At 58.8% G+C, this 21,723-nt stretch carries 24 protein-coding genes, 3 pseudogenes and 1 riboswitch; of the genes and pseudogenes, 13 read left to right on the top strand and 14 right to left on the bottom strand.

Annotated features, from left to right (window positions below; translation table 11 throughout):
* The first annotated feature begins 6 nt into the window (after nt 1–6).
* The 3 genes from RBH10_RS15835 (at nt 7) to RBH10_RS15825 (ending at nt 2,220) form a co-directional block, all read left to right on the top strand.
* Nucleotides 7–513 (top strand): DUF934 domain-containing protein, encoded by a 507-nt coding sequence (locus RBH10_RS15835; protein WP_281036550.1) that lies wholly within the window; start codon nt 7–9, stop codon nt 511–513.
* Between the two features lie 144 nt (nt 514–657).
* Complete coding sequence (locus RBH10_RS15830; RefSeq protein WP_281036551.1) at nt 658–1,470, top strand: ferredoxin--NADP reductase; 813 nt, start codon at nt 658–660, stop codon at nt 1,468–1,470.
* A gap of 246 nt (nt 1,471–1,716) precedes the next feature.
* Nucleotides 1,717–2,220: a hypothetical protein gene (locus RBH10_RS15825; protein WP_045016069.1), complete on the top strand. Its 504-nt coding sequence runs from the start codon at nt 1,717–1,719 to the stop codon at nt 2,218–2,220.
* Nucleotides 2,221–2,260: 40 nt separating this feature from the next.
* On the opposite strand, the gene RBH10_RS15820 is transcribed toward RBH10_RS15825, so the two are convergent.
* The 8 genes and pseudogenes from RBH10_RS15820 to RBH10_RS15785 all read right to left on the bottom strand — a co-directional run bounded on the left by RBH10_RS15820 (nt 2,261) and on the right by RBH10_RS15785 (nt 10,307).
* Entirely contained in the window at nt 2,261–3,064 is an 804-nt protein-coding gene (locus RBH10_RS15820) for an endonuclease/exonuclease/phosphatase family protein (RefSeq protein WP_281036552.1), read from the bottom strand.
* A 158-nt stretch (nt 3,065–3,222) separates the two neighbouring features.
* The gene (locus RBH10_RS15815) at nt 3,223–3,780 is read right to left on the bottom strand and encodes a fasciclin domain-containing protein (RefSeq protein ID WP_045016071.1); all 558 of its coding nucleotides are present in this window, start codon (nt 3,778–3,780) and stop codon (nt 3,223–3,225) included.
* 166 nt (nt 3,781–3,946) lie between these two features.
* The gene (locus RBH10_RS15810; protein ID WP_281036553.1) at nt 3,947–4,663 is read right to left on the bottom strand and encodes an anti-sigma factor domain-containing protein; all 717 of its coding nucleotides are present in this window, start codon (nt 4,661–4,663) and stop codon (nt 3,947–3,949) included.
* A pseudogene (locus RBH10_RS15805) lies at nt 4,660–5,203 on the bottom strand (sigma-70 family RNA polymerase sigma factor). Before RBH10_RS15805 ends, RBH10_RS15810 begins: the two are co-directional and overlap by 4 nt.
* 157 nt (nt 5,204–5,360) lie before the next feature.
* Nucleotides 5,361–8,225, bottom strand: a complete 2,865-nt coding sequence (gene gcvP, locus RBH10_RS15800) for an aminomethyl-transferring glycine dehydrogenase (protein ID WP_281036555.1) — start codon at nt 8,223–8,225, stop codon at nt 5,361–5,363.
* Complete coding sequence (gene gcvH / locus RBH10_RS15795; RefSeq protein WP_065655405.1) at nt 8,225–8,587, bottom strand: glycine cleavage system protein GcvH; 363 nt, start codon at nt 8,585–8,587, stop codon at nt 8,225–8,227. Before gcvH ends, gcvP begins: the two co-directional genes overlap by 1 nt.
* 28 nt (nt 8,588–8,615) lie before the next feature.
* The gene (gene gcvT, locus RBH10_RS15790) at nt 8,616–9,755 is read right to left on the bottom strand and encodes a glycine cleavage system aminomethyltransferase GcvT (protein ID WP_281036556.1); all 1,140 of its coding nucleotides are present in this window, start codon (nt 9,753–9,755) and stop codon (nt 8,616–8,618) included.
* A gap of 154 nt (nt 9,756–9,909) precedes the next feature.
* A riboswitch (glycine riboswitch) is annotated at nt 9,910–9,997 on the bottom strand.
* A 124-nt stretch (nt 9,998–10,121) separates the two neighbouring features.
* Entirely contained in the window at nt 10,122–10,307 is a 186-nt protein-coding gene (locus RBH10_RS15785; protein ID WP_281036557.1) for a DUF3008 family protein, read from the bottom strand.
* A gap of 173 nt (nt 10,308–10,480) precedes the next feature.
* Between RBH10_RS15785 and RBH10_RS15780 the strand changes: the two genes are divergently transcribed.
* Both RBH10_RS15780 and RBH10_RS15775 read left to right on the top strand, forming a co-directional pair.
* Complete coding sequence (locus RBH10_RS15780) at nt 10,481–10,861, top strand: hypothetical protein (protein WP_281036558.1); 381 nt, start codon at nt 10,481–10,483, stop codon at nt 10,859–10,861.
* Between the two features lie 89 nt (nt 10,862–10,950).
* Entirely contained in the window at nt 10,951–11,934 is a 984-nt protein-coding gene (locus tag RBH10_RS15775; protein WP_281036559.1) for a copper chaperone PCu(A)C, read from the top strand.
* Nucleotides 11,935–12,157: 223 nt separating this feature from the next.
* On the opposite strand, the gene RBH10_RS15770 is transcribed toward RBH10_RS15775, so the two are convergent.
* A complete protein-coding gene (locus tag RBH10_RS15770) occupies nt 12,158–12,478 on the bottom strand; it encodes a hypothetical protein (RefSeq protein WP_281036560.1) in 321 nt (106 codons plus the stop codon).
* Nucleotides 12,479–12,681: 203 nt separating this feature from the next.
* Here RBH10_RS15770 and crcB point away from each other — a divergent pair.
* From crcB to RBH10_RS15745, 5 genes and pseudogenes are all read left to right on the top strand, one after another.
* Nucleotides 12,682–13,058, top strand: a pseudogene (gene crcB / locus RBH10_RS15765) (fluoride efflux transporter CrcB).
* Between the two features lie 66 nt (nt 13,059–13,124).
* Nucleotides 13,125–14,114: an RluA family pseudouridine synthase gene (locus RBH10_RS15760; protein WP_281036562.1), complete on the top strand. Its 990-nt coding sequence runs from the start codon at nt 13,125–13,127 to the stop codon at nt 14,112–14,114.
* A gap of 6 nt (nt 14,115–14,120) precedes the next feature.
* On the top strand, nt 14,121–14,828 hold the full coding sequence (locus RBH10_RS15755) for an HAD family hydrolase (protein WP_306180691.1): 708 nt from the start codon (nt 14,121–14,123) through the stop codon (nt 14,826–14,828).
* Nucleotides 14,821–15,616 (top strand): annotated as a pseudogene (locus tag RBH10_RS15750) (ATP12 family chaperone protein). Before RBH10_RS15755 ends, RBH10_RS15750 begins: the two are co-directional and overlap by 8 nt.
* Nucleotides 15,617–15,676: 60 nt before the next feature.
* Nucleotides 15,677–16,165: a hypothetical protein gene (locus RBH10_RS15745; RefSeq protein ID WP_281036564.1), complete on the top strand. Its 489-nt coding sequence runs from the start codon at nt 15,677–15,679 to the stop codon at nt 16,163–16,165.
* A gap of 24 nt (nt 16,166–16,189) precedes the next feature.
* Here the strand turns inward: RBH10_RS15745 and RBH10_RS15740 are convergent, their stop codons facing one another.
* Nucleotides 16,190–16,783: a TetR/AcrR family transcriptional regulator gene (locus RBH10_RS15740; RefSeq protein WP_281036565.1), complete on the bottom strand. Its 594-nt coding sequence runs from the start codon at nt 16,781–16,783 to the stop codon at nt 16,190–16,192.
* Nucleotides 16,784–16,951: 168 nt separating this feature from the next.
* On the opposite strand from RBH10_RS15740, the gene RBH10_RS15735 reads away from it, so the two are divergent.
* Entirely contained in the window at nt 16,952–17,341 is a 390-nt protein-coding gene (locus RBH10_RS15735) for a RidA family protein (RefSeq protein WP_281036566.1), read from the top strand.
* Nucleotides 17,342–17,400: 59 nt separating this feature from the next.
* Here the strand turns inward: RBH10_RS15735 and fghA are convergent, their stop codons facing one another.
* Genes fghA through RBH10_RS15720 form a run of 3 tightly spaced genes read right to left on the bottom strand, consistent with a single transcriptional unit; the run spans nt 17,401 to nt 19,406 of the window.
* Nucleotides 17,401–18,234: an S-formylglutathione hydrolase gene (gene fghA, locus RBH10_RS15730; RefSeq protein ID WP_281036567.1), complete on the bottom strand. Its 834-nt coding sequence runs from the start codon at nt 18,232–18,234 to the stop codon at nt 17,401–17,403.
* Nucleotides 18,235–18,264: 30 nt separating this feature from the next.
* Nucleotides 18,265–18,924: a DUF1345 domain-containing protein gene (locus RBH10_RS15725; protein WP_281037369.1), complete on the bottom strand. Its 660-nt coding sequence runs from the start codon at nt 18,922–18,924 to the stop codon at nt 18,265–18,267.
* Between the two features lie 26 nt (nt 18,925–18,950).
* On the bottom strand, nt 18,951–19,406 hold the full coding sequence (locus tag RBH10_RS15720) for a YaiI/YqxD family protein (protein ID WP_045018465.1): 456 nt from the start codon (nt 19,404–19,406) through the stop codon (nt 18,951–18,953).
* Between the two features lie 165 nt (nt 19,407–19,571).
* On the opposite strand from RBH10_RS15720, the gene RBH10_RS15715 reads away from it, so the two are divergent.
* Nucleotides 19,572–20,024: a DUF5680 domain-containing protein gene (locus RBH10_RS15715; protein WP_281036568.1), complete on the top strand. Its 453-nt coding sequence runs from the start codon at nt 19,572–19,574 to the stop codon at nt 20,022–20,024.
* Between the two features lie 64 nt (nt 20,025–20,088).
* On the opposite strand, the gene RBH10_RS15710 is transcribed toward RBH10_RS15715, so the two are convergent.
* Nucleotides 20,089–20,745, bottom strand: coding sequence for a peroxiredoxin (locus RBH10_RS15710; protein WP_281036569.1), 657 nt, complete (start codon nt 20,743–20,745; stop codon nt 20,089–20,091).
* A 282-nt stretch (nt 20,746–21,027) separates the two neighbouring features.
* Between RBH10_RS15710 and RBH10_RS15705 the strand changes: the two genes are divergently transcribed.
* Complete coding sequence (locus RBH10_RS15705; RefSeq protein ID WP_281036570.1) at nt 21,028–21,678, top strand: glutathione S-transferase family protein; 651 nt, start codon at nt 21,028–21,030, stop codon at nt 21,676–21,678.
* Nucleotides 21,679–21,723 lie beyond the last annotated feature (45 nt).

The raw sequence follows: 21,723 nt of genomic DNA, 5'->3' as shown, positions 1-21,723 counted from the left end.
ATCGACATGACGAAAATCTGGAACCGCGACGGCTTCGTGGAAAACGATCCGTGGGTGATTGAAACGGAAGAGGTGAAGGCTGGTGCTGAGCAAAAGCCGGTGCTGCAACTTGCCGATTTCCTTGTTCGCGCCGCCGAAAGCAACGATATCGGCCTCGGCGTTCTGATCGCGCCGGCCGACGATGTCACCCGGCTCGAGCCCTATCTCGACCGTATCGAACTCGTCGCCATCAGCTTTCCCGCTTTCAACGACGGCCGTGGTTTCAGCCACGCCTCGCTGCTGCGCAGCCGTCTTGATTTTGCGGGTGAGGTGAGGGCGGTCGGTGATGTGCTGATCGATCAGGTGCCGCTAATGCTGCGCACCGGCTTTACCAGCTTTGCGGTGACGAACGACACGGCGATCCGTCGTCTTTCCGAAAATCGCCTGCCGGAGATCCCGGTCTATTACCAGCCGACGGCTCGGCCGGCGAGTGGTGGTGAGGCCTATAGCTGGCGTCGCCGTGCGGCCCAATGACACGTTGCGTGGAAATATGAGTTTCGGATACATATTTTCCGCGCATGGCAGTATTGATATTCTCATGCCTTCAAACCGCGACAAAAATGGTATAATTGCCCGGTCGAAGAATGTCGCTTATCGAATGAATGGACGGAACCTGAAATGAACGCGCCAGCCAAGACGGAAGATTTCGCGATCAAGATACCTGATGGTGTTTACGCCGAGACGGTTTTGTCGGTGGAGCATTATACGGATCACCTGTTCCGTTTCCGCATGACGCGTCCGGCCGGCTTCCGTTTTCGATCAGGCGAATTCGCCATGATCGGCCTGATGGTCGGCGAAAAGCCGATCTACCGCGCCTATTCCATCGCCAGCCCGGCCTGGGATGAGGAACTGGAATTCTTCTCGATCAAGGTTCCGGATGGGCCGTTGACCTCCCATCTTCAGGCGATCAAGCCCGGCGATACCGTGCTGATGCGCAAGAAGCCGACGGGTACGCTGGTTCTGGATGCGCTGACACCCGGCAGGCGGCTTTACATGTTCTCGACCGGCACCGGCATTGCGCCTTTCGCAAGCCTGATCCGCGATCCGGATACCTATGAAAAGTTCGAAGAGGTCATCCTCACCCATACCTGCCGCGATGTGGCCGAGCTGAAATACGGTTTCGATCTGGTCGAGGAAATCCGGAACCATGAATTCCTGAACGAGATCGTTGGCGACAAGCTCAAGCATTACGCGACCGTGACCCGTGAGGATTACCCCTTCCAGGGCCGTATCACCACGCTGATCGAGAACGGCAAGCTGTTTGCGGATCTCGGTGTTCCCGCACTCAATCCCGAAATCGATCGCGGCATGATCTGCGGTTCTTCGGCCATGCTGAGGGACACCAAGGAACTGCTTGAAAAGGTTGGCCTTACTGAAGGCGCCAACAACAAGCCTGCCGAGTTCGTCATCGAGCGCGCTTTCGTCGGATAATCCGACGTCCGATTAGGTTTATGAAGGAGGCCGCAAGGCCTCCTTTTTTATTGCGCGTCACTGAGACGACGGACGTCACGATGCCCAGAAGTCCGGCGCTGGCGAGAAATATCTCTGCCCGTATCTGGTTGCATTGGCACGACAGAAACATAAGTCCTTCGATGTTTTGGTCGTTGCCGAACAGGCCGGAGGAACGTTTCGCGGTGCAAGCGAGTTAGTCTTCGTGGAAAAAAACGGATACTCGCCATGAAGACCAAGGCTCTCGCAATTTTATTTTCTGCCGGATTGCTCGGCGCACAGCCCGCACATGCGGATGAACGCGAATTCCTCTCGTCGCTGAAAGGCACATGGGCGGGCAAGGGAACCGTAATTACCCGGATCGGCACGCCGCCGATCAATGTGAATTGCACGCTGAATTCCAATGCGGGGGCATCGTCGCTCAACATGTCCGGCACTTGCCGGGGACTTCTCGTCGTAAGGCGCGCAATCGCCGCCGATCTCTCGGCGAAGGGTGGCCGCTATAGCGGTGCTTACACCGGCCCTTCCGGTCGTCCGTCTGCCCTTTCCGGCACAAGGCAGGGAAACGCAATCAACCTCACGGTTCGCTGGAACCGCGATATCAACGGTGACCGCGTCGCCGCCATGACCATTGAAAAGGTTGGCGACAACGGCCTGCGGCTGCGCACCACCGACAAGGATGGCAGGACCGGCAAAACGGTGGTGACGAGCGATATCCGGCTGGTACGCTGACGCAGCCGGTAGTGAATGACGGATGAGGTGCTCCGGGTATTTAGCTGAATTCGAGCAGCAAAGGGCAGTGATCCGAGACCTCCGGCTGTCTCACCACATGGAAGTGATCGACGTTCACAGCTGGATTGACCAGCATGTAGTCGGCATAACGGTTCGCTTTGGCATAATGCGAGGTCCGGGTGTCGGTAAAGCCTCGTGTCGTGACAAGTTCGATGAGATCCAGTTCCCTCAGCACAGTGAAGGTCTCGCTGTCAGGCAGGACATTAAAATCACCGCAGACGACGATCCGGTCGCCATCTTCAGCAATGTTTTTGACCAGTTGCACGAGGCGTTTTGCCTGCGCCAGACGGGTGGGGATATCGTGTTTGCCGTTGAGGTCGCGCAGCCCATGCATATGGGCGATGACGGCCGGCTGACCGGTGGTGAAGTCGAAAACCCTGATGGCGTGGCCCGTGCGTGACCGTGGATGATCGCCGTATCCGTCCGCAGAGAAATTGCCGTGCACGAACCCTTGCGCCTGCGCAACGATGGCGATGGACTTACGCACGAAGGTCGCCAGCCCCCATTGGGAAGGATATCTAGTCTCGCCGTGCCAGAGATCACCCTGCGCCGCCGGACAGAAGATCGCTAGATGATCCGGCAAGGCCTCGGCGATTTCGTGGAAGAAGTTCGCCCTCTGCGGCAAGTCGATGCCGTGATCGCGGTAGCTCAGCCAGTCCTGCAAGGCAGTCGGTGTGTGCACCACCTCTTGCAGGCAAAGAATATCGGGATCGGATGAGGAGATATAGGGAACAATCTCGTCATGAAGTTTTCCGCCCCAACCATTCAGGCAAATCAGACGCATTTACACTCCATACCCGCTTGATTGCGGCATCCGTTTTAGCATGGAACTTGTGACGATCAATCGTGTGTGGCGAGGTCGAGAAACGTTGCCATCGTAACGAAAAAGGCCCGGATCGCTCCGGGCCTTTGTATGTGCCAGTCGTCTGCTGTTTCGCTAAATTACATCTTCGGCAGCAGCACCTTGTCTATGACGTGAATGACGCCGTTGGATTGCTTGACGTCAGCGATGGTGACGTGAGCAACCGTGCCGTTCTCGTCCGTCAGGGTAATTTTACCCATGCTTTCCTTGGCCTTGAGCACGCAGCCGCCGACCGTCTTCACGTCATGCTCACCTTTGTCGTCCTTGATCATCTTTTCGATGGCGGTTGACAGTGCATTGGCGGCAACCACGTGGCAGGTCAGCACTTTGACCAGCTTTTCCTTGTTCTCCGGCTTCAGAAGATCGTCGACCGCACCCTTCGGAAGGGCCGCGAAAGCTTCGTTGGTCGGGGCGAACACCGTGAACGGACCTTTGCCTTGAAGCGTTTCGACAAGACCGGCGGCCTTCACCGCTGCGACGAGCGTGGTGTGGTCTTTCGAGTTCATCGCATTTTCAACAATGTTCTTGTTCTCGAACATCGCGGCGCCGCCAACCTTGGGGTTTGCGGCATAAGCGGAAACCATGCCGATGGAAAGAGCTGCGGCCAGCGTCAGGGCGCGAACAGAAACTTTGTACATCGTTATTCCTCCTTGGTGACATCCTCGCCCCGAAAGGTAGTCCTTCCAGTGGCCGCTATCGGTCATCCGTAGCAACACAAGAGACGGAAGTTGGCCCCGCGAAGTTTCAGGCAAGCCAGGAAAAATGATAAATAGCTGATTTTAAAAAGGATTAACTGCGTGCCTGTTACAGGCGACGCGCAGTACCCGAAGCCACGATCGGGCCGGTGGGAAGGCCGGTGGGCGAACCACCGAACGGCTCAAGGCTGACGGCGAATACGGAACCTTCACCGAGGCTACCCTGTATCTCGGGCGAAATGACCATGTCGGCATCAACAGCCGCATTGATTATACCGAGTGATTTTGGATTGCCCGCCGGTGGCACCAGCCACAGTTCGAGCGACCGGCGTTCGCCGCCATCTGCTGCAACGGGCGTGATCTTCAGGCGTCCGCTCGACGCGTCGTAGGACGCCACGAGATCGATCACGTTGCCGGGGGCGGTGAGGTTGGCAACGAGTGGTGCCGCTTGTCTGCCGCCCGGCGGAAGCAGACCCAATACAAAGGCTATCGCGACGACAGCCGCAAGCGACGAGACAAGCGATACGCCGCGCCAGAAGACGAGCGACTGCCAGAGCGAACCGGCGGCATTATCGGGGCGATCGGCGAACAGGCGCTTTTCGATGCGGTTGAACACCGCGGCATCGGGGGCAATCTCGCCATAGGCATCGTTGAACGTCGTGGTATCGGTCTGCCAGCGCTCCACGAGGCGCTGAAAGTCGGCATCATCAGCCATGCGCTTTTCGACCATCCGGCGCTTTTCCAGCGAAAGAAGGCCGAGCACGTATTCAGCCGCCAGGACTTCATCCTGCGGAGTGTTGCCATGACTATGTTCGCCAGATGTCATCGTTCCATGCACTCTCCTCAGTTTCAGCAGGCTGCGGCGAAGCCATGTCCGCACCGTGTTGAGCGGCGCATTCATCTCCTCGGCCAGTTCCGCATAACTCAAACCCTCCACATAGGCTCGCCGCACGGCAGCAGCCTGATCCGGCCGCAACTCCTCCATGCATCTATCGATCCGCCGGCCTTCATCGCGCATCACGATTTGCATTTCCGGGTCGGGGGTCGATTGGTCTTCAAGGTCCAGCACGGTATCGATGTCGTCGCTCACGGGCTTTCGCGCCCGGATGAGATCGATACAGTGGTTTCGAGCGACAGTGGCGAGCCAGGCCAAGGCATGCCCCGAACGACTTGCGAAGGAATTCGCTCTCTGCCAGATCCTGACATAGATTTCCTGTAGCGCCTCTTCCGCATCCGTCCGGTCTTTCAAGATACGGATGCAGATCGCAAAAAGTTTCGGGCTGGTTGCCTGATAAAGTGCGGAAAATGCGGAGCGGTCTCCGAGCGCAACGCGCCCGATCAGGACAGCAATTTCGTCGCCTTGCATCCTCGCACTCTCCATATCTTCCCTAAGTTAGACAAGCAGGATCGAAAAAACGCAAGCCCTTGCAGCGAGAAAGCCCGACAAGGCCCCACTGCGATTTCTTCAATGAAAAAAGGCCCGGATCGCTCCGGGCCTTCGTATGTTGGTTTGCACTGATGCCTTATTCAGCCGCTTCGGCATAAGCCTCCATCGGCGGGCAGGTGCAGATGAGGTTGCGGTCGCCGTAGACATTGTCGATGCGGTTGACCGGCGACCAGTATTTGTCGATGCGGAATGCGCCGGGCGGGAAGCAGCCCTTTTCGCGGCTGTAGGGACGATCCCACTCGCCGACCAGGTCTTCCACCGTGTGCGGTGCGTTCTTCAGCGGATTGTTGGTCTTGTCCGCACGGCCTTCCTCGATGTCGCGAGCTTCCTCACGGATCGCCAGCATGGCATCGCAGAAACGGTCGATTTCCGCCTTGGTCTCGGATTCCGTCGGCTCGATCATCAGCGTGCCGGCCACCGGCCAGCTCATGGTCGGCGCATGGAAACCACAGTCGACGAGGCGCTTTGCAACATCGTCCACCGTCACGCCGCAGCTGTCCGCTAAGGGCCGGGTGTCGATGATGCACTCATGCGCCACACGTCCGGTTTCGGACTTGTAGAGCACGTCGTAAGCGCCCTTCAGCCGCTCGGCGATATAGTTGGCGTTGAGGATCGCCACCTTGGTCGCCTGCGTCAGCCCTTCGCCGCCCATCATCAGGCAATAGCTCCAGGAGATCGGCAGGATCGAAGGCGAGCCGAACGGGGCAGCCGAAACCGCACCTTCACGACCGTCCGTCGTCGGATGGCCGGGAAGGAAAGGAGCAAGATGCGCCTTGACGCCAATCGGCCCCATGCCCGGACCACCGCCGCCATGCGGAATGCAGAAGGTCTTGTGCAGGTTGAGGTGGGAAACGTCCGAACCGATATCGCCGGGACGGGCAAGGCCGACCATGGCGTTCATGTTGGCGCCGTCGAGATATACCTGACCACCGTGCTTGTGGGTGATCTCGCAAATCTCGCGAACCGTCTCCTCGAACACACCGTGAGTGGACGGATAGGTGATCATGCAGCACGAGAGATTTTCCGCATACTGCTCTGCTTTTGCACGGAAATCATCGATGTCGATGTCACCATTGTCTCGCACCTTCACCGGCACCACTTTCATGCCGACCATCTGTGCGGAGGCAGGATTGGTGCCATGCGCCGAGGTGGGAATGAGGCAGACGTCGCGATGTGTGCCACCGTTGGCAAGGTGATAGTTGCGGATGGTCAGAAGCCCCGCATATTCCCCTTGCGCGCCGGAGTTCGGCTGCATGGAGAAGGCGTCGTAACCGGTGACCGAGCACAGCTTTTCGGAGAGATCGTCGATCATTTCCTTGTAGCCGAGCGCCTGATCGGCCGGCACGAAGGGGTGGATGTCGGAAAATTCCGGCCAGGTGATCGGCAGCATCTCCGCCGTCGCATTGAGCTTCATGGTGCAGGAACCGAGCGGGATCATCGAGCGGTCGAGCGCGAGATCGCGGTCCGAAAGACGACGGATGTAACGGGTCATCTCGCTTTCGGCACGGTTCATGTGGAAGATCGGATGCGTCATGTACTGGCTGGTGCGCAGCAGTTCCTTCGGCAGACGATATTCCGGCTCGAAATCCGAAATCGAGAAATTGCCGCCGAAAGCACGCCAGACGGCCTCAAGCGTCGCCGGGCGGGTGCGCTCGTCAAGGCTCATGCCGATCTTGGTCGCGCCGACCTTGCGCAGGTTCACGCCTTCCGCGACAGCCGAGCGCAGGATGACGCCCTGCATGTGGCCGACTTCGACGGTGATGGTGTCGAAGAAGGTTTCCGGCTCGATGACGTAGCCGAGCTTTTCCAGACCCTTGGCCATAAGCACGGCCTTCTGGTGGGTCTGTTGGGCAATCGCCTTGATGCCCTGCGGGCCGTGGAAGACACCGTACATCGATGCCATGACGGCGAGCAGCACCTGCGCCGTGCAGATGTTGGAGGTGGCCTTTTCGCGGCGGATATGCTGCTCGCGGGTCTGCAGCGACAGGCGATAGGCACGGTTTCCGCGCGCATCAACCGAAACGCCGACAAGACGTCCGGGCATGGAGCGCTTATGCGCATCCTTGACGGCCATATAGGCGGCATGCGGGCCACCGTAACCGACCGGAACGCCGAAGCGCTGCGAGGTGCCGATGGCGATATCCGCGCCCATTTCACCGGGTGATTTCAGCAGCGTCAGCGCCAGAAGGTCGGCGGCGACGGCGGCGATGGCGCCGGTCTGGTGCAGACGGGAAATCAGGCCGGAGAAGTCGCTGACATGGCCGTGGGTGCCCGGATACTGGAAGATCGCGCCGAACACGTCGACCGGATCGAGATCGGTGAACGGGTTGCCGATAATCACCTTCCAGCCGAGCGGTGCCGCGCGGGTTTCGATCAGCGCGATGGTTTGCGGATGGCAATTGGCATCCACGAAGAAGGCGGTTGCCTTGGATTTGGCGACGCGTTGGCACATGGCCATGGCTTCGGCAGCTGCCGTCGCTTCATCCAGCAGCGAGGCGTTTGCGACATCGAGACCGGTGAGGTCGCAGACCATGGTCTGGTAGTTCAGCAGCGCCTCAAGACGGCCCTGGCTGATTTCCGGCTGGTAAGGCGTGTAGGCCGTGTACCAGGCCGGGTTTTCCAGAATGTTGCGCTGGATGACCGGCGGCGTGATGGTGCCGTAATACCCCTGGCCGATCAGCGAGGTCAGGACCTGGTTCTTGTTGGCCGTCTCGCGCAGACGATCGAGCGCTTCGCGTTCGGTCAGCGCCGCACCCCAGGTGAGCGGCACCTTCTGGCGAATGGAGGTTGGAACGGTGGCGTCGATGAGCGCGGCGAGGCTTTTGTAGCCAACGACCTTCAGCATCTCTGCCATTTCCGACGGCGATGGCCCGATGTGACGCCGGTTGGCGAAATCATAGGGCTGATAGTCGGTGAAATGGAATTCCGTGGGCGTCGTCATTACGCGATCAGCTCCTTGTAGGCTGCTTCGTCGAGCAGCGTCTCGGCATCTGCCGGATTGGAAAGCTTCAGCTTGAAGAACCAGCCGGCGCCCTGCGGGTCCGAATTGACCAGTGAGGGATCGTCGACGATGGCCTGGTTGATTTCCACCACTTCGCCATCCAGCGGACAATAGACATCGGAAGCCGCCTTGACGGATTCAACGGTCGCTGCGTCACCATCCTTGGAGAAGGTGGCGCCCACTTCCGGCAATTCGACGAAGACGAGGTCGCCAAGCTGTTCAGCGGCGTGGCTGGTAATGCCAACGGTGGCGATATCGCCTTCGAACTTCAGCCATTCGTGTTCTGCGGTAAATTTCAGCATCGTATTCTCTCCGGAGATGGGATGAAGATTATCGTTTATAGGTGGGCTTGATGAAGGGCAGGGCAGCGACGGTGACGGGCAGATATTTGCCGCGCACTTCCGCAAAGATCGCCGTACCGGGAGCCGTGTAGGCCGTTGGCACGTATCCCATGGCGACGGGACCTTCGACCGATGGGCCGAAGCCGCCGGAGGTCACTTCGCCGATTTCCGTCTTGCCCTCGGCATCCGCGAAAAGCTTGGAATGGCCGCGCACCGGTGCCTTGCCCTCGGGCTTCAGGCCGACACGGCGGCGCGATGTGCCGTCTTTCAGTTCGCCGAGAATGCGTTTCGCGCCCGGAAAGCCACCTTCGCGATCGCCACCTGCGCGGCGCGCCTTCTGGATCGCCCATTCGAGCGAAGCTTCGATGGGGGAGGTCGTGGTGTCGATATCGTTGCCATAAAGACAAAGGCCAGCTTCGAGACGCAGGCTGTCACGCGCGCCGAGACCGATCGGCTCGCAATCGGGATGTTCGAGCAGGGCCCTGGCGATCTCTTCAGCCTTTTCGGCGGGCACGGAGATTTCAAAACCGTCCTCACCGGAATAACCGGAGCGGGAGACGATGCAGGGTACGTCGTGCAGCGGAATTTCCAGCACGTCCATGAACTTCATTTCCGACACGCCGGCCCACAGTTCCGCCAGAACCGCTTCCGCGCGAGGTCCCTGCAGCGCGATAAGCGCCCGGTCGTCAAGAAGGGTAATCTCGCAGTCGCCGGAAAGATGCGCCTTCATATGAGCGACATCGGCGTGTTTGCAGGATGCATTGACGACGACAAAAAGATGATCGCCGCGATTGGTGATCATCAGGTCATCCAGGATGCAGCCGTTTTCATCGGTGAAGAAACCGTAGCGCTGGCGGCCTTCCTTGAGGCCGAGAATGTCGACCGGCACCAGCTTTTCGAGCGCAAGTGCGGCATCGGCATTGTTGCCGGATTTCGCCTTCAGGATCACCTGGCCCATATGGGACACGTCGAACAGGCCGGCGGAGGTGCGGGTCTGAAGATGTTCCTTCAGAACGCCGGCCGGATATTGAACCGGCATGTCGTAACCGGCAAACGGCACCATGCGGGCGCCAAGCGAAAGATGCAGGGAATGCAACGGCGTGATGTCAAGCTCGGCGGTATCGTCCAAGGACGCCTCCAGGGTTGCGCGAAAGATCGCGCGGGCTCAGGTCATGACGCGAGAAACGCGCCGGGTTCAAGAGCCCCCTCTGTCCTTGTCGCCTGAGATTGTTATCCCTTCGGCGAGCCGTCCTTATGAAAGGTGGCTTCTCTCCAGAGTTCCGTCGTCACCGCTGGTCCTTTTGCCTGAGAGTTTCCGGGGCGGTTGCTCCTTCGGCACCGCATTGAAGCGGTTTCTCCCAACGATGATGCGACGCTCATTATCTTCGAAGGCCCATTATTGGCAAGGACGAAATGACGCATCTGAACAGATTTTTGCTCCATCTGCGCCATCGCCGGCGCGATAGGCAGTGAGTTTCATGGATTTGGGGCGGTGTCAGTTGGATTTTCTCTCCGGCAGGCCCTTCCGTTTGGTCGAGGCGAAATCCTCAAGTTCTTTTTCTGTCATGGACTTCTTCATGTTTCTTGAAGCACCTTGTAAGCTTGATTTCTTGATTTCACCGCGTTTGGCAGCCAGCGCCGCGCCCGCGGCTTTCTGCTGGGCTTTCGATTTAGCCGGCATGTCGGATCTCCTTCCGAAAAGGTTCTTATCGACAGGGAAATGCCGCCCTGTGGCGATTGTTCCGTTGAGCGGTTGGGCCTGCGGCAAATTTCCCCTTTGAAATCGGAAGGAAAGAGGGGTATCGCCAGAATATGGACGCAAATCGAAATCGACGGCTGACAGGGGTGGAGAGAATGCTTCGCATTTTCTGCGCGATGCTGATGTTGTCGCTGGGTTTTGCCCACAAGCCAGCGCTCGCCGCGGCACCTGCCGTTATTTTGGATGAGAGCTACCGGCTGCCGGATGGCACCTTTGCCGAAATCTGCCTCGGCCACAGCGGCGGCGTGAATGCCTCGCACGCCAAGGACGGCCCCGCCCATTCCGGCGACGCGATCCTGTTTTGCGAGGCGTGCCTGCTGGCGTCGTCCATTCTGTTGCCAGTGCCCGATGCGACGGGCTGGCTCAGAACCGAATTCGCCTGGCTCGAAAATCGCTTATCCGCGGAATGGAGCTTCCGCTCCGTCCTGACGATCCGCAACCCGTCCGCACGCGGCCCTCCATCGCTGTCCGCCTGATCTCTTCGTTTCACAGGATCATCGCCGCCCGTAGGTGGCACGGAGCGACTGTCGAGGCCAAATTGGCCGCAGTCGCAGGGACAAGACAAATGAAAACTACCAAGATCATCACCTGCACCCTGTTCATCGCCTCCGTCTCGACGGTGCAGGCCTTCGCCCACACGACCTTCGTTGACGGTTCGGCCGAACAGGACAGCACCATCGTTGCCGCACTTCAGGTGCCGCATGGTTGCGATGGCGGGCTTGCCACCACCGAAGTGCAGATCAAGCTGCCGGAAGGCTTCATTTCCGCCAAGCCGCAGCCAAAGGCCGGCTGGGAACTGGAAATCATCAAGGGCGACTATCAGAAGGCCTACAAGAACCACGGCCAGGAGATCAAAAGCGGGCCGGTCGAAATCCGCTGGAAGGCCGGCAACCTGCCGGACGAGTTCTACGATACCTTTGCCGTGCAGGGTAAAATCTCCGGCATAGAAGTGGGGCAGGATCTGCCTTTCAAGGTGACGCAGCTTTGCGGCGACAAAGGCAAGGTTTCCTGGGACGAGGTGGCGGCAGCGGGCGTCGATCCGCATTCGCTCAAAAGCCCGGCCCCGACCATCCGCGTCACCGCGAAGGAACATGCCGGCGGGCATGACCACTCCGCCATGAATATGGATATGGGCATGAACATGGATGTCGTGAAAGCCGGCGACCTCGAGCTTTCCGCCGGCGCGACGAAGGCCATGCTGCCCGGTCAACCCGTGGGTGGCGGTTATGTGACCATCAAGAATACCGGGTCCAGCGACGACAAGCTGATCGGCATCGAATCCTCCGCCGCCGGCCGCGCTGAAATTCACGAAATGGCCATGGTCAACGAGATCATGAAAATGCGCAAGCTGGACGACGGCGTCGTCATTCCCGCCGGTCAGACCGTGGAACTGAAGCCTGGCGGCCTGCACATGATGTTCTTCAACGTGAAGAAGCCCTTTGCCGAAGGCGACAAGGTGCCCGTGACGCTGGTCTTCGAAAAGGCAGGCAAGGTAGAGATCGTGCTGTCCGCAGGCTCAGCCAAGGGCGGCGACCACCAGCATAATTGATCAATGAAAAGCGGCTACCGGAACGCGTGACAGGTCCGGTAGCCGCAAGCTTTTCGTCTATTATATTGTTTTTCAGTGCCGTGGCGGAAAAGGCGTAAGGTCGACCGCCTCCGTGAGTTTTCCTGCATTCGGTCGGAAATATTTAGAAAATCAGGCTGACACCAGCCTGAAAGCTGAAGCCGGCTCAATACCGTGCCGTTCTTCAGAAATGAAATGAAAATATCTAGATATCAACTTGATCCAAAACGGTATTTTTTGATCGTTTTGTCGATCCGTTTTCCTCATATGCCTCGACGGCCTGCTCCAACGTCGCCTGTGGTTCCTGACGCTGGCTGGCAACGGTCAGGAAATAGAGCGTCAGAGCCGGCGGTTTAATCGCCGTCATGAAGGCTTTAACCTGGAAGTCGTCGCCCTGTTCGGCCTTACGCGCCAAGGCGTGAATAGCCTCTTCGACCTCGGTTTTACGCGGCACGCGCTGCGATGGCTTCACTGCTTCCAGCGCATAGGCTGCCGTATTCGCAGAAACGGAATAAACCTGTGTCATCCAACCTCCGGCCATCTTCGCCGACCCCGAAAAACTGGAGATTAGCACTCGCGTCTTGTCGGAAGGCTAAATCGCGGGCTTGCAATTTAACCGTATTTTAATGGATGAAAGCGCTGGGCAAAGGGGTTTCACCGGCGATTGCTATGGTCTAGAAATGCCTTGGACAGCCCGGTCCGACAATTTCCTCCGGAGACAATCCCGCAATGGTGAATATCGCTCTTGTCGCCACAGGCGGCGCAATCGGTTCCGTGTTCCGCTATCTGGTTGGCGTCTGGAGTGTGCGGCTGACCGGGCCGAATTTCCCTGGGGAACGTTCACCGTCAATGTGGTTGGTTCCTTCCTGATCGGCCTGCTGGTCGAGCTTGTGGCAAGGCGGCTGAACGCATCTATGGAAATGCGCCTGTTTCTGGTTACCGGCGTGCTTGGCGGCTTCACCACGTTTTCGTCCTTCTCGCTCGACGCGGTAGCGCTTTTCGAACGCGGCGCGCTCGGCCTTTCGGCGGTTTACATCATTGCAAGTCTGGTGGTTTCCATTGCAGCGGTTTTTGCCGGGCTGGCCTTGGGCCGCAGTTTGTTCTAAAGGCTTGCTCCAAACAGTGCGCCAGAGAACAGTGCGCGCGATCAAGACAGAGAGACTGGAAATTTCATGGCAGGTATCGAGCATATCAAGGTCGAGGCCGACGAGGCCGGTATGCGCCTCGATCGCTGGTTCAAGATTCACTATCCGGGCCTGGGGTTCGGGCAGCTGCAAAAGCTGCTGCGCTCCGGACAGGTGCGTGTGGACGGCGGCCGGGTGAAGACGGATGCACGGGTGCAGCCGGGACAGATGGTGCGCGTACCGCCGGTTGATTCCGACCTCAAGGTAAAAAGTGGGCCGATCGGATCGAGAGACCTCAAACATTCGGCAGACGGCGAGCTTCTGGCACGCATGCTGCTGCATGAAGACGACAAGGTTTTAGTGTTCAACAAGCCGGCCGGCATTGCCGTGCAGGGCGGTTCCGGCGTCAACCGCCACATCGACGGGCTTCTGGAAGCATGGACCAGCCCGAAGGGCGAAAAGCCGCGTCTGGTGCACCGTCTGGACCGCGATACATCGGGCGTGCTGGTTGTTGCCCGCACCCGAGGTGCTGCGCAGAAGCTGACGGCCGCTTTCCGTGAGCGCGACACCAAGAAGACCTATTGGGCGCTGGTTCGTGGCGTGCCGCGCAAGCATCAGGACAAGATTTCCACCTGGCTCGTCAAGGAACAGACCCCTGACGGCGACCGCATGCGCATCGCCAAGCATGGCGAGGAGGGGGCGGATCACGCCATTTCCTATTATCGTGTTATCGATACCGCCGCGCAGAACCTCGCCTGGCTGGAAATGGAGCCCTATACCGGCCGTACCCACCAGCTTCGCGTTCACGCGCTGCATATAGGACACCCGATCATCGGTGATCCGAAATATTACATCGACGATCCCAACTGGGATTTTCCGGGCGGCGTACAGAAGCGCCTGCATCTGCATGCCCGCCACATCGATATTCCGCACCCGAATGGCGGCCGGCTTCGCGTCAGCGCGCCTTTGCCGCCGCATATGGTGCAGACTTGGAACCTGCTCGGCCTCGACGTGGCCGATGGCGACAGGGAAGGCTAACAGCCGATGAAACTGGTTCTTTTCGATTGCGATGGCACGCTGGTGGATAGTGCGGGTCTGATCCATGCTGTCATGTCCGATACCTTCGCCGATTTCGGAAAGCCGCGTCCGGATATCTCCGAGACCAAGGCGATCATCGGCCTCACGCTCGACATCGCCATCGCCCGCATGCTCGGCAAGGCGCATGTGGACGACGAGGCGAGGGCGATGACGCAGCGTTATCGGGAGATCTACCATCCGATCCGCGCCCGCCCGGGCATGGTCGAGCCGCTTTTTGACGGCATCGCGCCCCTGATCGACACGCTCGCCAAACGCGACGACGTGCTGATCGGTGCGGTCACCGGCAAGGGCCGTCGCGGACTGACCCATATTCTCGAAACCCACGGTTTTGCCGAACATTTCATCGTGTCGCGCACGGCGGATGATTGCCCATCCAAGCCGCATCCGGCCATGGTGATGGAATGCTGCCATGAAACCGGCATGGTTCCGGCCGACACCATTGTCATCGGCGATGCGGTCTATGACATGCAGATGGCAAAGGCCGCGGGCGCAACGGCCATCGGCGTCGCCTGGGGATACGCCTCGGTCGATGACCTCTGGAAAGCAGGCGCCGACGCCGTTGTCAGCCACCCTCGCGAAATTCCGGCCTATGTTCCCGCCGGGATTTCTGGAGTGACTTTTTCTATTCGACTGATGAGGACCTGCCATGCGTGATCTCCTGAACGACCTTTCGGAAGGCCCTCAGCCACCCCGATCCGATCCTTCGCGCGCAAATCCAGATGCAGCGGCCCTTGCCGAAACGCTTCTACAAGGACGTTACCGTTGCTGACGTGGAAGACGGCGCTTTCACCATCCATCTCGATGGCAAGCCGTTGCGCACGCCCGCGAAGAAGCCGCTTGTCCTGCCGTCGAAGGCGCTTGCGGATCTGCTTCGCGACGAATGGGATGCGCAAAAAGAAGTGGTGAACCCGGTCGTCATGCCGGTCTCGCGACATGTCAACACCGCCATTGACGGTATCGCCAGCGATACCCAGGCGGTTTTCGAGGACATCCTGCGTTTTTCCTCCTCCGATCTCCTGTGCTACCGCGCAGGCCAACCGGAAGCGCTCGTGGAGCGGCAGGCGGACCATTGGGACCCGGTGATCGACTGGGCAGCCAATGTTCTCGGCGCCCGTTTCATTCTCGTCGAAGGCGTCATGCATCGCGATCAGCCCCGGGAGGCCGTTGCGGCCTTTGCGGTAACGCTCAGGAAATACGATACGCCGATCGCGCTTGCCGCCCTGCACACCATGACGTCGCTGACAGGCTCTGCCATTCTGGCGTTGGCACTGGCGGAAGGGCAACTGACGCTGGAGGAAACCTGGACGCTGGCGCATCTTGACGAGGACTGGACAGCCGAACATTGGGGTGAGGACGAGGAGGCGCAGGAGCGCCGTGCCACCAGGCTCATCGACATGCGGGCAGCACTCAACGTTCTGGAGGCGTTGAAGAGCGCTTCTTGACGCTTTTTTAACCCTGATGATCGAATATGCGGTTACCTCACGTTAGGGGAGCCGCAGATCATGAACACCTCGCTGAAACGCCTTGGCATTGTTGTGCTGGCGTGTTTCACGCTCATGTCTTTCAGGCTGGAACCGGAAGCGACCAGTGGCGACCGGCTGCTTTACGATGTGCGCGGTGCATTTGTTGCGGCACGGCCGGATGTCGCGCCGGCATTGATGCAATCCATCCATTCACAGCTACAGAACGCGATCAAGACGACGGCGCGTGGCGAAATCAGACCGCGCGTGGTGCTGACCATCCGCCTTGCATCCGTCACACGCGCGCCGTTCCTGTTCGGAGAACGGGCGTCTGCCAAGGTCATCGTTCGTGCCGCGGCGGTAGCGACGGGCGAGGTGATTGCCGAGGCGAAATTCACCGCCACTGTCGTCAGCCTCGACAATCAGTCGATTGAGCAAGATCTCGCTTATGGCGTTGCGGAGCGCGTGATCCGCGAGTTCAGGCTCAACCGACCCGGCCCGACGACGCTTGCGACGGCACTGTTTCCGTGAACAGAGGCGGTCCCCATATGGCGTTTAAACGGGTTTCATAAGCAGGCCCGTGGCCAGGGATTGGAAGGCTTCGACAGCCTTCGGCAGCACCTTCTCCGGTTCGTCGCTGGCGGCGATCCAGAGCGCGGCATTGAGTGCAGCGCCGCTTAAAAGCCGGGCCGCAGCTTCTGCGTCGACCGACTTGAGAACCCTTTGTTCGATGAGCCGTTGCACCGTTCGTTTGGTCGCCTGCAGACAGCTACTCTGGCTCGGCCATTGCGATGGATCACCCAACACCGCGGGCCCGTCGAGCAAAACGATGCGTTGCACTTCCGGATCAAGCGCCATCTCGATGTAGGCGGCTCCCTCGGCCAGCAAACCTTGCCAATTGTCCCCGGCCTGTGCCCCGATCTCCTGGGCGCGCGAAGCCATTTCAGAATCGATCTGATCGACCACCGCCGCCAGAAGCCCGCGTTTATCTCCGAAATTGTGGTAAAGCGCCCCGCGCGTCAGGCCGACGTCGGCGGTCAACTCGTCCATTGACGCGGCGGAATATCCCTTTTCGGCGAAAATCTTTCGTGCAGCCGCGATCAGCTTTACGCGATTTTCCTCCATCGTTTCGGCACGTCGTTTCGCCATCGTTCCCTCAATTTCACATACGTTGCGTATATGGGCTTGACATACGGCGTGTATGCTACCTATTTCAGATACGTACCGTATATCAAATAAGGCGAGGTGTGAAGCTCTCGAAGTGTCACGCACTTGGCCCTTTGGATGCCATTTCACCACGAAGAAGAGAGATCAAAAATGACGAAGCGTGAAGCAATCTTTCCCGCAAACAGACACGCTCTTTACGAGGAGCACGGCTATTCGGCCGCCATTCGATCCGGTGATCTTTTGTTCGTTTCCGGGCAGGTCGGTAGCCGTTCCGATGGAACGCCAGAACCCGATTTTGAGCGCCAGGTGCAATTGGCTTTCGAAAATCTCAGAGCCACACTGGACGCAGCAGGCTGCACATTTGACGATATCGTCGATGTGACGACCTTCCATACCGACCCCGAGAACCAGTTCGGAACAATCATGGCCGTCAAGCAACAGATTTTCAGCACGCGGCCTTACCCAAACTGGACCGCAATCGGTGTGAACTGGCTCGCTGGCTTCGATTTCGAGATCAAGGTTATCGCCCGCATACAGTGATGTCAGGTCAGGCCTGAAACGGCGGCGCCATAGGGCACCGCCGGTTTACTTCTTCATCCTTATCCTAGCCGCTCGGCATGCCACTTCAAATGGTCATCCATGAAGCTGGAGATGAAATAATAGGAGTGGTCGTAGCGATCGTGCATGCGCAGCTTCAAGCCGATATCGGTGCCTTTGATCGCCTCTTCGAACAGCCAGGGGCGCAGGCCGTTTTCGAGGAAACTGTCGGCGGTGCCCTGATCTATCAGGAATTCGGGAAAACGCGCGCCGTCTTCGACCAGCGAGCAGGCATCATATTGCCGCCATGCGGCCCGGTCCGTGCCAAGATATTTTTCCAGCGCCGGTTCAGACCAGTCGGCGGAGGAGGGGGCGACGATCGGGGCGAAGGCAGAGCAGCTCTTGAAGCGGTCGGGGTTCTTCAAGGCGATCGTCATTGCACCATGGCCGCCCATCGAATGGCCGAAAATACCCTGACGGCTCATATCTGCGCGGAAATGCTGGCCGACGAAGGCCGGCAACTCTTCCGTCACGTAGCTGTACATCTGGTAGTGTTCCGACCACGGCTCCTGCGTGGCGTCCAGATAAAAGCCGGCGCCCTTGCCCATCTGCCAGTTGGTCACTTCATCAGGCACATCGTTGCCGCGCGGGCTGGTATCCGGGCAGACGACGATCAATCCCAGTTCGGACGCCATGCGGCGATATTCGCCCTTTTCCATGACGTTGGCGTGGGTGCAGGTGAGGCCGGAGAGATACCAGACAACCGGGCAAGGCTCGCGGATAGCTTTCGGCGGCACATAGACCGCAAAGGTCATTTCGCAGTTCAGGGTTTCGGATGGGTGCGAAAATACGCCCTGCATGCCGCCAAAGGCGGTATTCTGCGAAATGATATTCATCAAGCCATTCCTTATGAAGAGTTTTTCGGTTCAGCCCGCAAGCGCGACCGCGGCGTTGACTGCCGCGGCCACCAGAACCGTGTTGAAGAAGAAGGAGACGATGGAGTGCAACAACGTGACCTTGCGCATCGGCGTCGTGGTCACCGCCACATCCGATGTCTGCGCCGTCATGCCGATCACTACCGCGAAATAGAGGAAGTCGTAACCGCACGGCTCTTTCGTCGCCGGAAAATCCATGCCGCCGCGGTGCTGGCGCTTGCCATCAACGGTTTCGGGACGCCAGTAGAGATGGGCGTAATGCAACGCGGTCATGGTGTGGATGGTCAGCCACCCGAAGATCACGGAACCGAAGGCTAGAAGCAGCGTCCAGACCGTTTCGCCGCTATGGTTGAGCGCCTGGAACAGCGAAACGACGGCGACACCGACGGCAAGCAGCGTAATAGCGATGATGGCCATGGCGGGCAGGTCGTCACTGTCGGCATGTGCTTTCAGGTGCTGCGCCGTCAATTTCGGAAGCCGGAAGGCCACCAATCCCAGATAGGTCAGGAAAAACAGAACGGCGGCAATTTCGATGGCGAGTGGCCGCGCGAATGCCAGTGCCAGACCAAGGCCGAGGGCACCAACAAGAAAAGCGACGACAAAAGGCTTATGGCGGCGATAGGCGTTGCTTTGCGGATTGACCGGGGTCATGGGCGGCACCTTGTCTGTTTGCACGGTCATTTTTTGACACGGCGGCAGAAACGGTCAAGCGTCTCCAGAAAAGCGGAACGGTCGCGCGGCGAAAAAGCCGCATTATATCCCTTGCTCTCACCGGTTTCGCGCAAATGTGCACCAAGGTCGCGCATCGCTGTCGCCATGCCGATATTGGTTTGGTCAAAAACGCGGCCGGTCGGCCCCGTCACCAGCGCGCCTTTTGCCACACAGCGTCCGGCCAGCGGCACATCGGCGGTGATGACGATATCATTTTCACCGGCGCGCTCGGCAATCCAGTCGTCAGCCGCATCGAAACCGGCCGATACGATGACGTTTTTCACCATGGGATCGCGCGAAGGGCGCAAACCGGAATTGGCAACAAAGGTCACTTCCAGCCCATGCCGTTCCGCCACCTTGAGAATCTCTGGTTTCACGGGGCAGGCGTCGGCATCGACATAGATTTGCGGGTTCTGCGACATGGGTACTCTTAGCGGATAATTTCTGCCACGCTTTTAAGGGCAAAAGCCGCGATTACCAAGCCCGCCATCTGCGAATTATGGCGTGACGCCAGACAGGGAGCGCACTTGCGACCACTGTGCAACTCGGATATGTTCGCTTTATGTTCTTTACGTGAGAGATGTCCGATGCTGGAAGAATTCATCGTGCAGGCCAAATCCGCCACCTATGTCGGTGGTGGCGACAAATCCGCGACGCCCACCCGCCTCGGGTCACACGACCTTGGTTATCAGAGTGGCGACTGGCATTATATCGACAGCTATTTCGGCGGAACCGACTTCATCGGCCAGGAGGTTGTCTGGCATCAGGGCGTTCCCAAGTGGGCCATGAGTTATTACGGCCGCATCATCCGCCCCGAGGCGATTGACGGCACGGTGGCGGGCAGGGTGATCCAGCGTTCGCTCTCCACGCTTTACAGGCAGGGGCGATTTCTCGGTGGCTTCACCCATCAGGTCGAAAACATGGTCTATGTCGATACCAATGAGGGTGAATTCCGGTCTTTTACCGGCGTCGAGCGGATTTATCGTGACGGCATCGAGGCATATCGGCTCGACTACCATGGCGGCTTGATAAAGGCTTAGTTGCTGTGGCCGGAAGGTTTGAGTGGGGACGATGATGCTTCATCGCCCCCTTTTTCGTTTCAGATCAACCGGGCTGCTTCGTCTTGCGCAGGTAAGGAAGAACCGTGTCATAGGAGCCGAAACGGGCAATGGCATCCTCGTTCGAGACCGCCGCGGTGATGATGACATCCTCGCCCTGCTTCCAGTTGGCCGGCGTCGCTACCTGATGTTTCGAGGTCAGCTGGATGGAATCGATCGCGCGAAGAATTTCATCGAAATTGCGGCCGGTGGTCATCGGGTAGGTGAGGACCAGCTTGATCTTCTTGTCGGGGCCGATGACAAAGACGGAACGCACGGTGGCGTTATCTTCCGGGGTGCGGCCTTCGGAACTGTCGCCAGCGCCCGCCGGCAACATGTCGTAGAGCTTCGCCACTTTCAGGTCCTTGTCGCCGATCAGCGGGTAATCGACGTTAAAGCCGGTCGCGGTGCGGATGTCGTTTTTCCACTTTTCATGGCTTTCGACCGGATCGACCGAAATGCCGATGATCTTGACGCCGCGTTTTTCGAATTCCGGCTGCAGGCCGCCCATCGCGCCAAGCTCCGTGGTGCAGACCGGCGTGAAATTTTTCGGATGTGAAAACAGGACCGCCCAGCCGTCGCCGATCCAGTCGTGAAAGCTCACCGGACCATGCGTGGTCTCGGCGGTGAAATCGGGTGCAATGTCGTTGATACGCAGGCTCATCTGGTGGTTTCTCCCTAATGATTTGAATTGAAATCCTGAAGGTTTTGGCAATCCGTGTCCGGCGCAGAAGCTTAGAGTTTCTGCGTGAAATGGCCAGCCATTTCCCAACTGATATAGGCCGGGCAAACGACAGGCCAATGACCTGTCATGGAAACGCGCGAGGATTGTTTTCGTTCGGGCAAGCGCCTATTCTGACGTGGTGCCTTTTCCTGCCGGTGCAAAAAGCTGACGCTCGACCATAATGAGCCAACAGTCTCCAAACAGATGCGATGGAGAACAGCAATGACGATCACCATTACCGCTTTTGAACGCTCGCCCGATGGTGGCAGGGGGCTGGCCCGTGACACGCGCGTCCGCTGGGCACTGGAGGAGGTGGGCCAGCCCTATGACGTTCGTCTTCTTTCCTTCAAGGCGATGAAGGAGCCGGAGCATCTGGCACTTCAGCCGTTCGGGCAAATTCCGAGCTATGAGGAGGATGATCTTGTCCTGTTCGAGTCCGGCGCGATCATTCTCCATATCGCGGAGCGCCATGCCGGCCTGTTGCCGCGGGATGCGAATGCACGGGCACGGGCAATAACATGGATGTTTGCTGCACTCAGTACGGTGGAACCGCCAATCGTCGACCGCTCGGTTGCACGGTTTCTGGAGGGTGACCGGAGTTGGTATGAGGAGCGCCTGACGATCGTCGATGAGCGTATCCGCACGCGGCTTGGCGAACTCTCCCGCTACCTGGGTGACGATGACTGGCTCGACGGCGCCTTCAGCGCCGGCGATCTTTTGATGATATCGGTGCTGCAAAGGATAAAAAGCTCGGGCATCCTCGACGAATATCCGAACCTTTCCGCCTATGTGGCCCGCGGCGAGGCGCGTCCGGCCTATCAACGTGCCTTTGCCGACCAGCTGGCGGTTTTCAAGGCTGCCTCGACCGTCTGAACGTCGCTCTATGGCGAGGGCCCGAACGTGCAGACCCTCGCCATG

Origin of the sequence: Rhizobium sp. AN73, assembly GCF_030757975.1 — a bacterium.
Lineage (GTDB): Bacteria > Pseudomonadota > Alphaproteobacteria > Rhizobiales > Rhizobiaceae > Agrobacterium > Agrobacterium arsenijevicii.
Note: the sequence above shows the minus strand (reverse complement) of the source record. Positions and strands in the feature narration are given on the sequence as shown.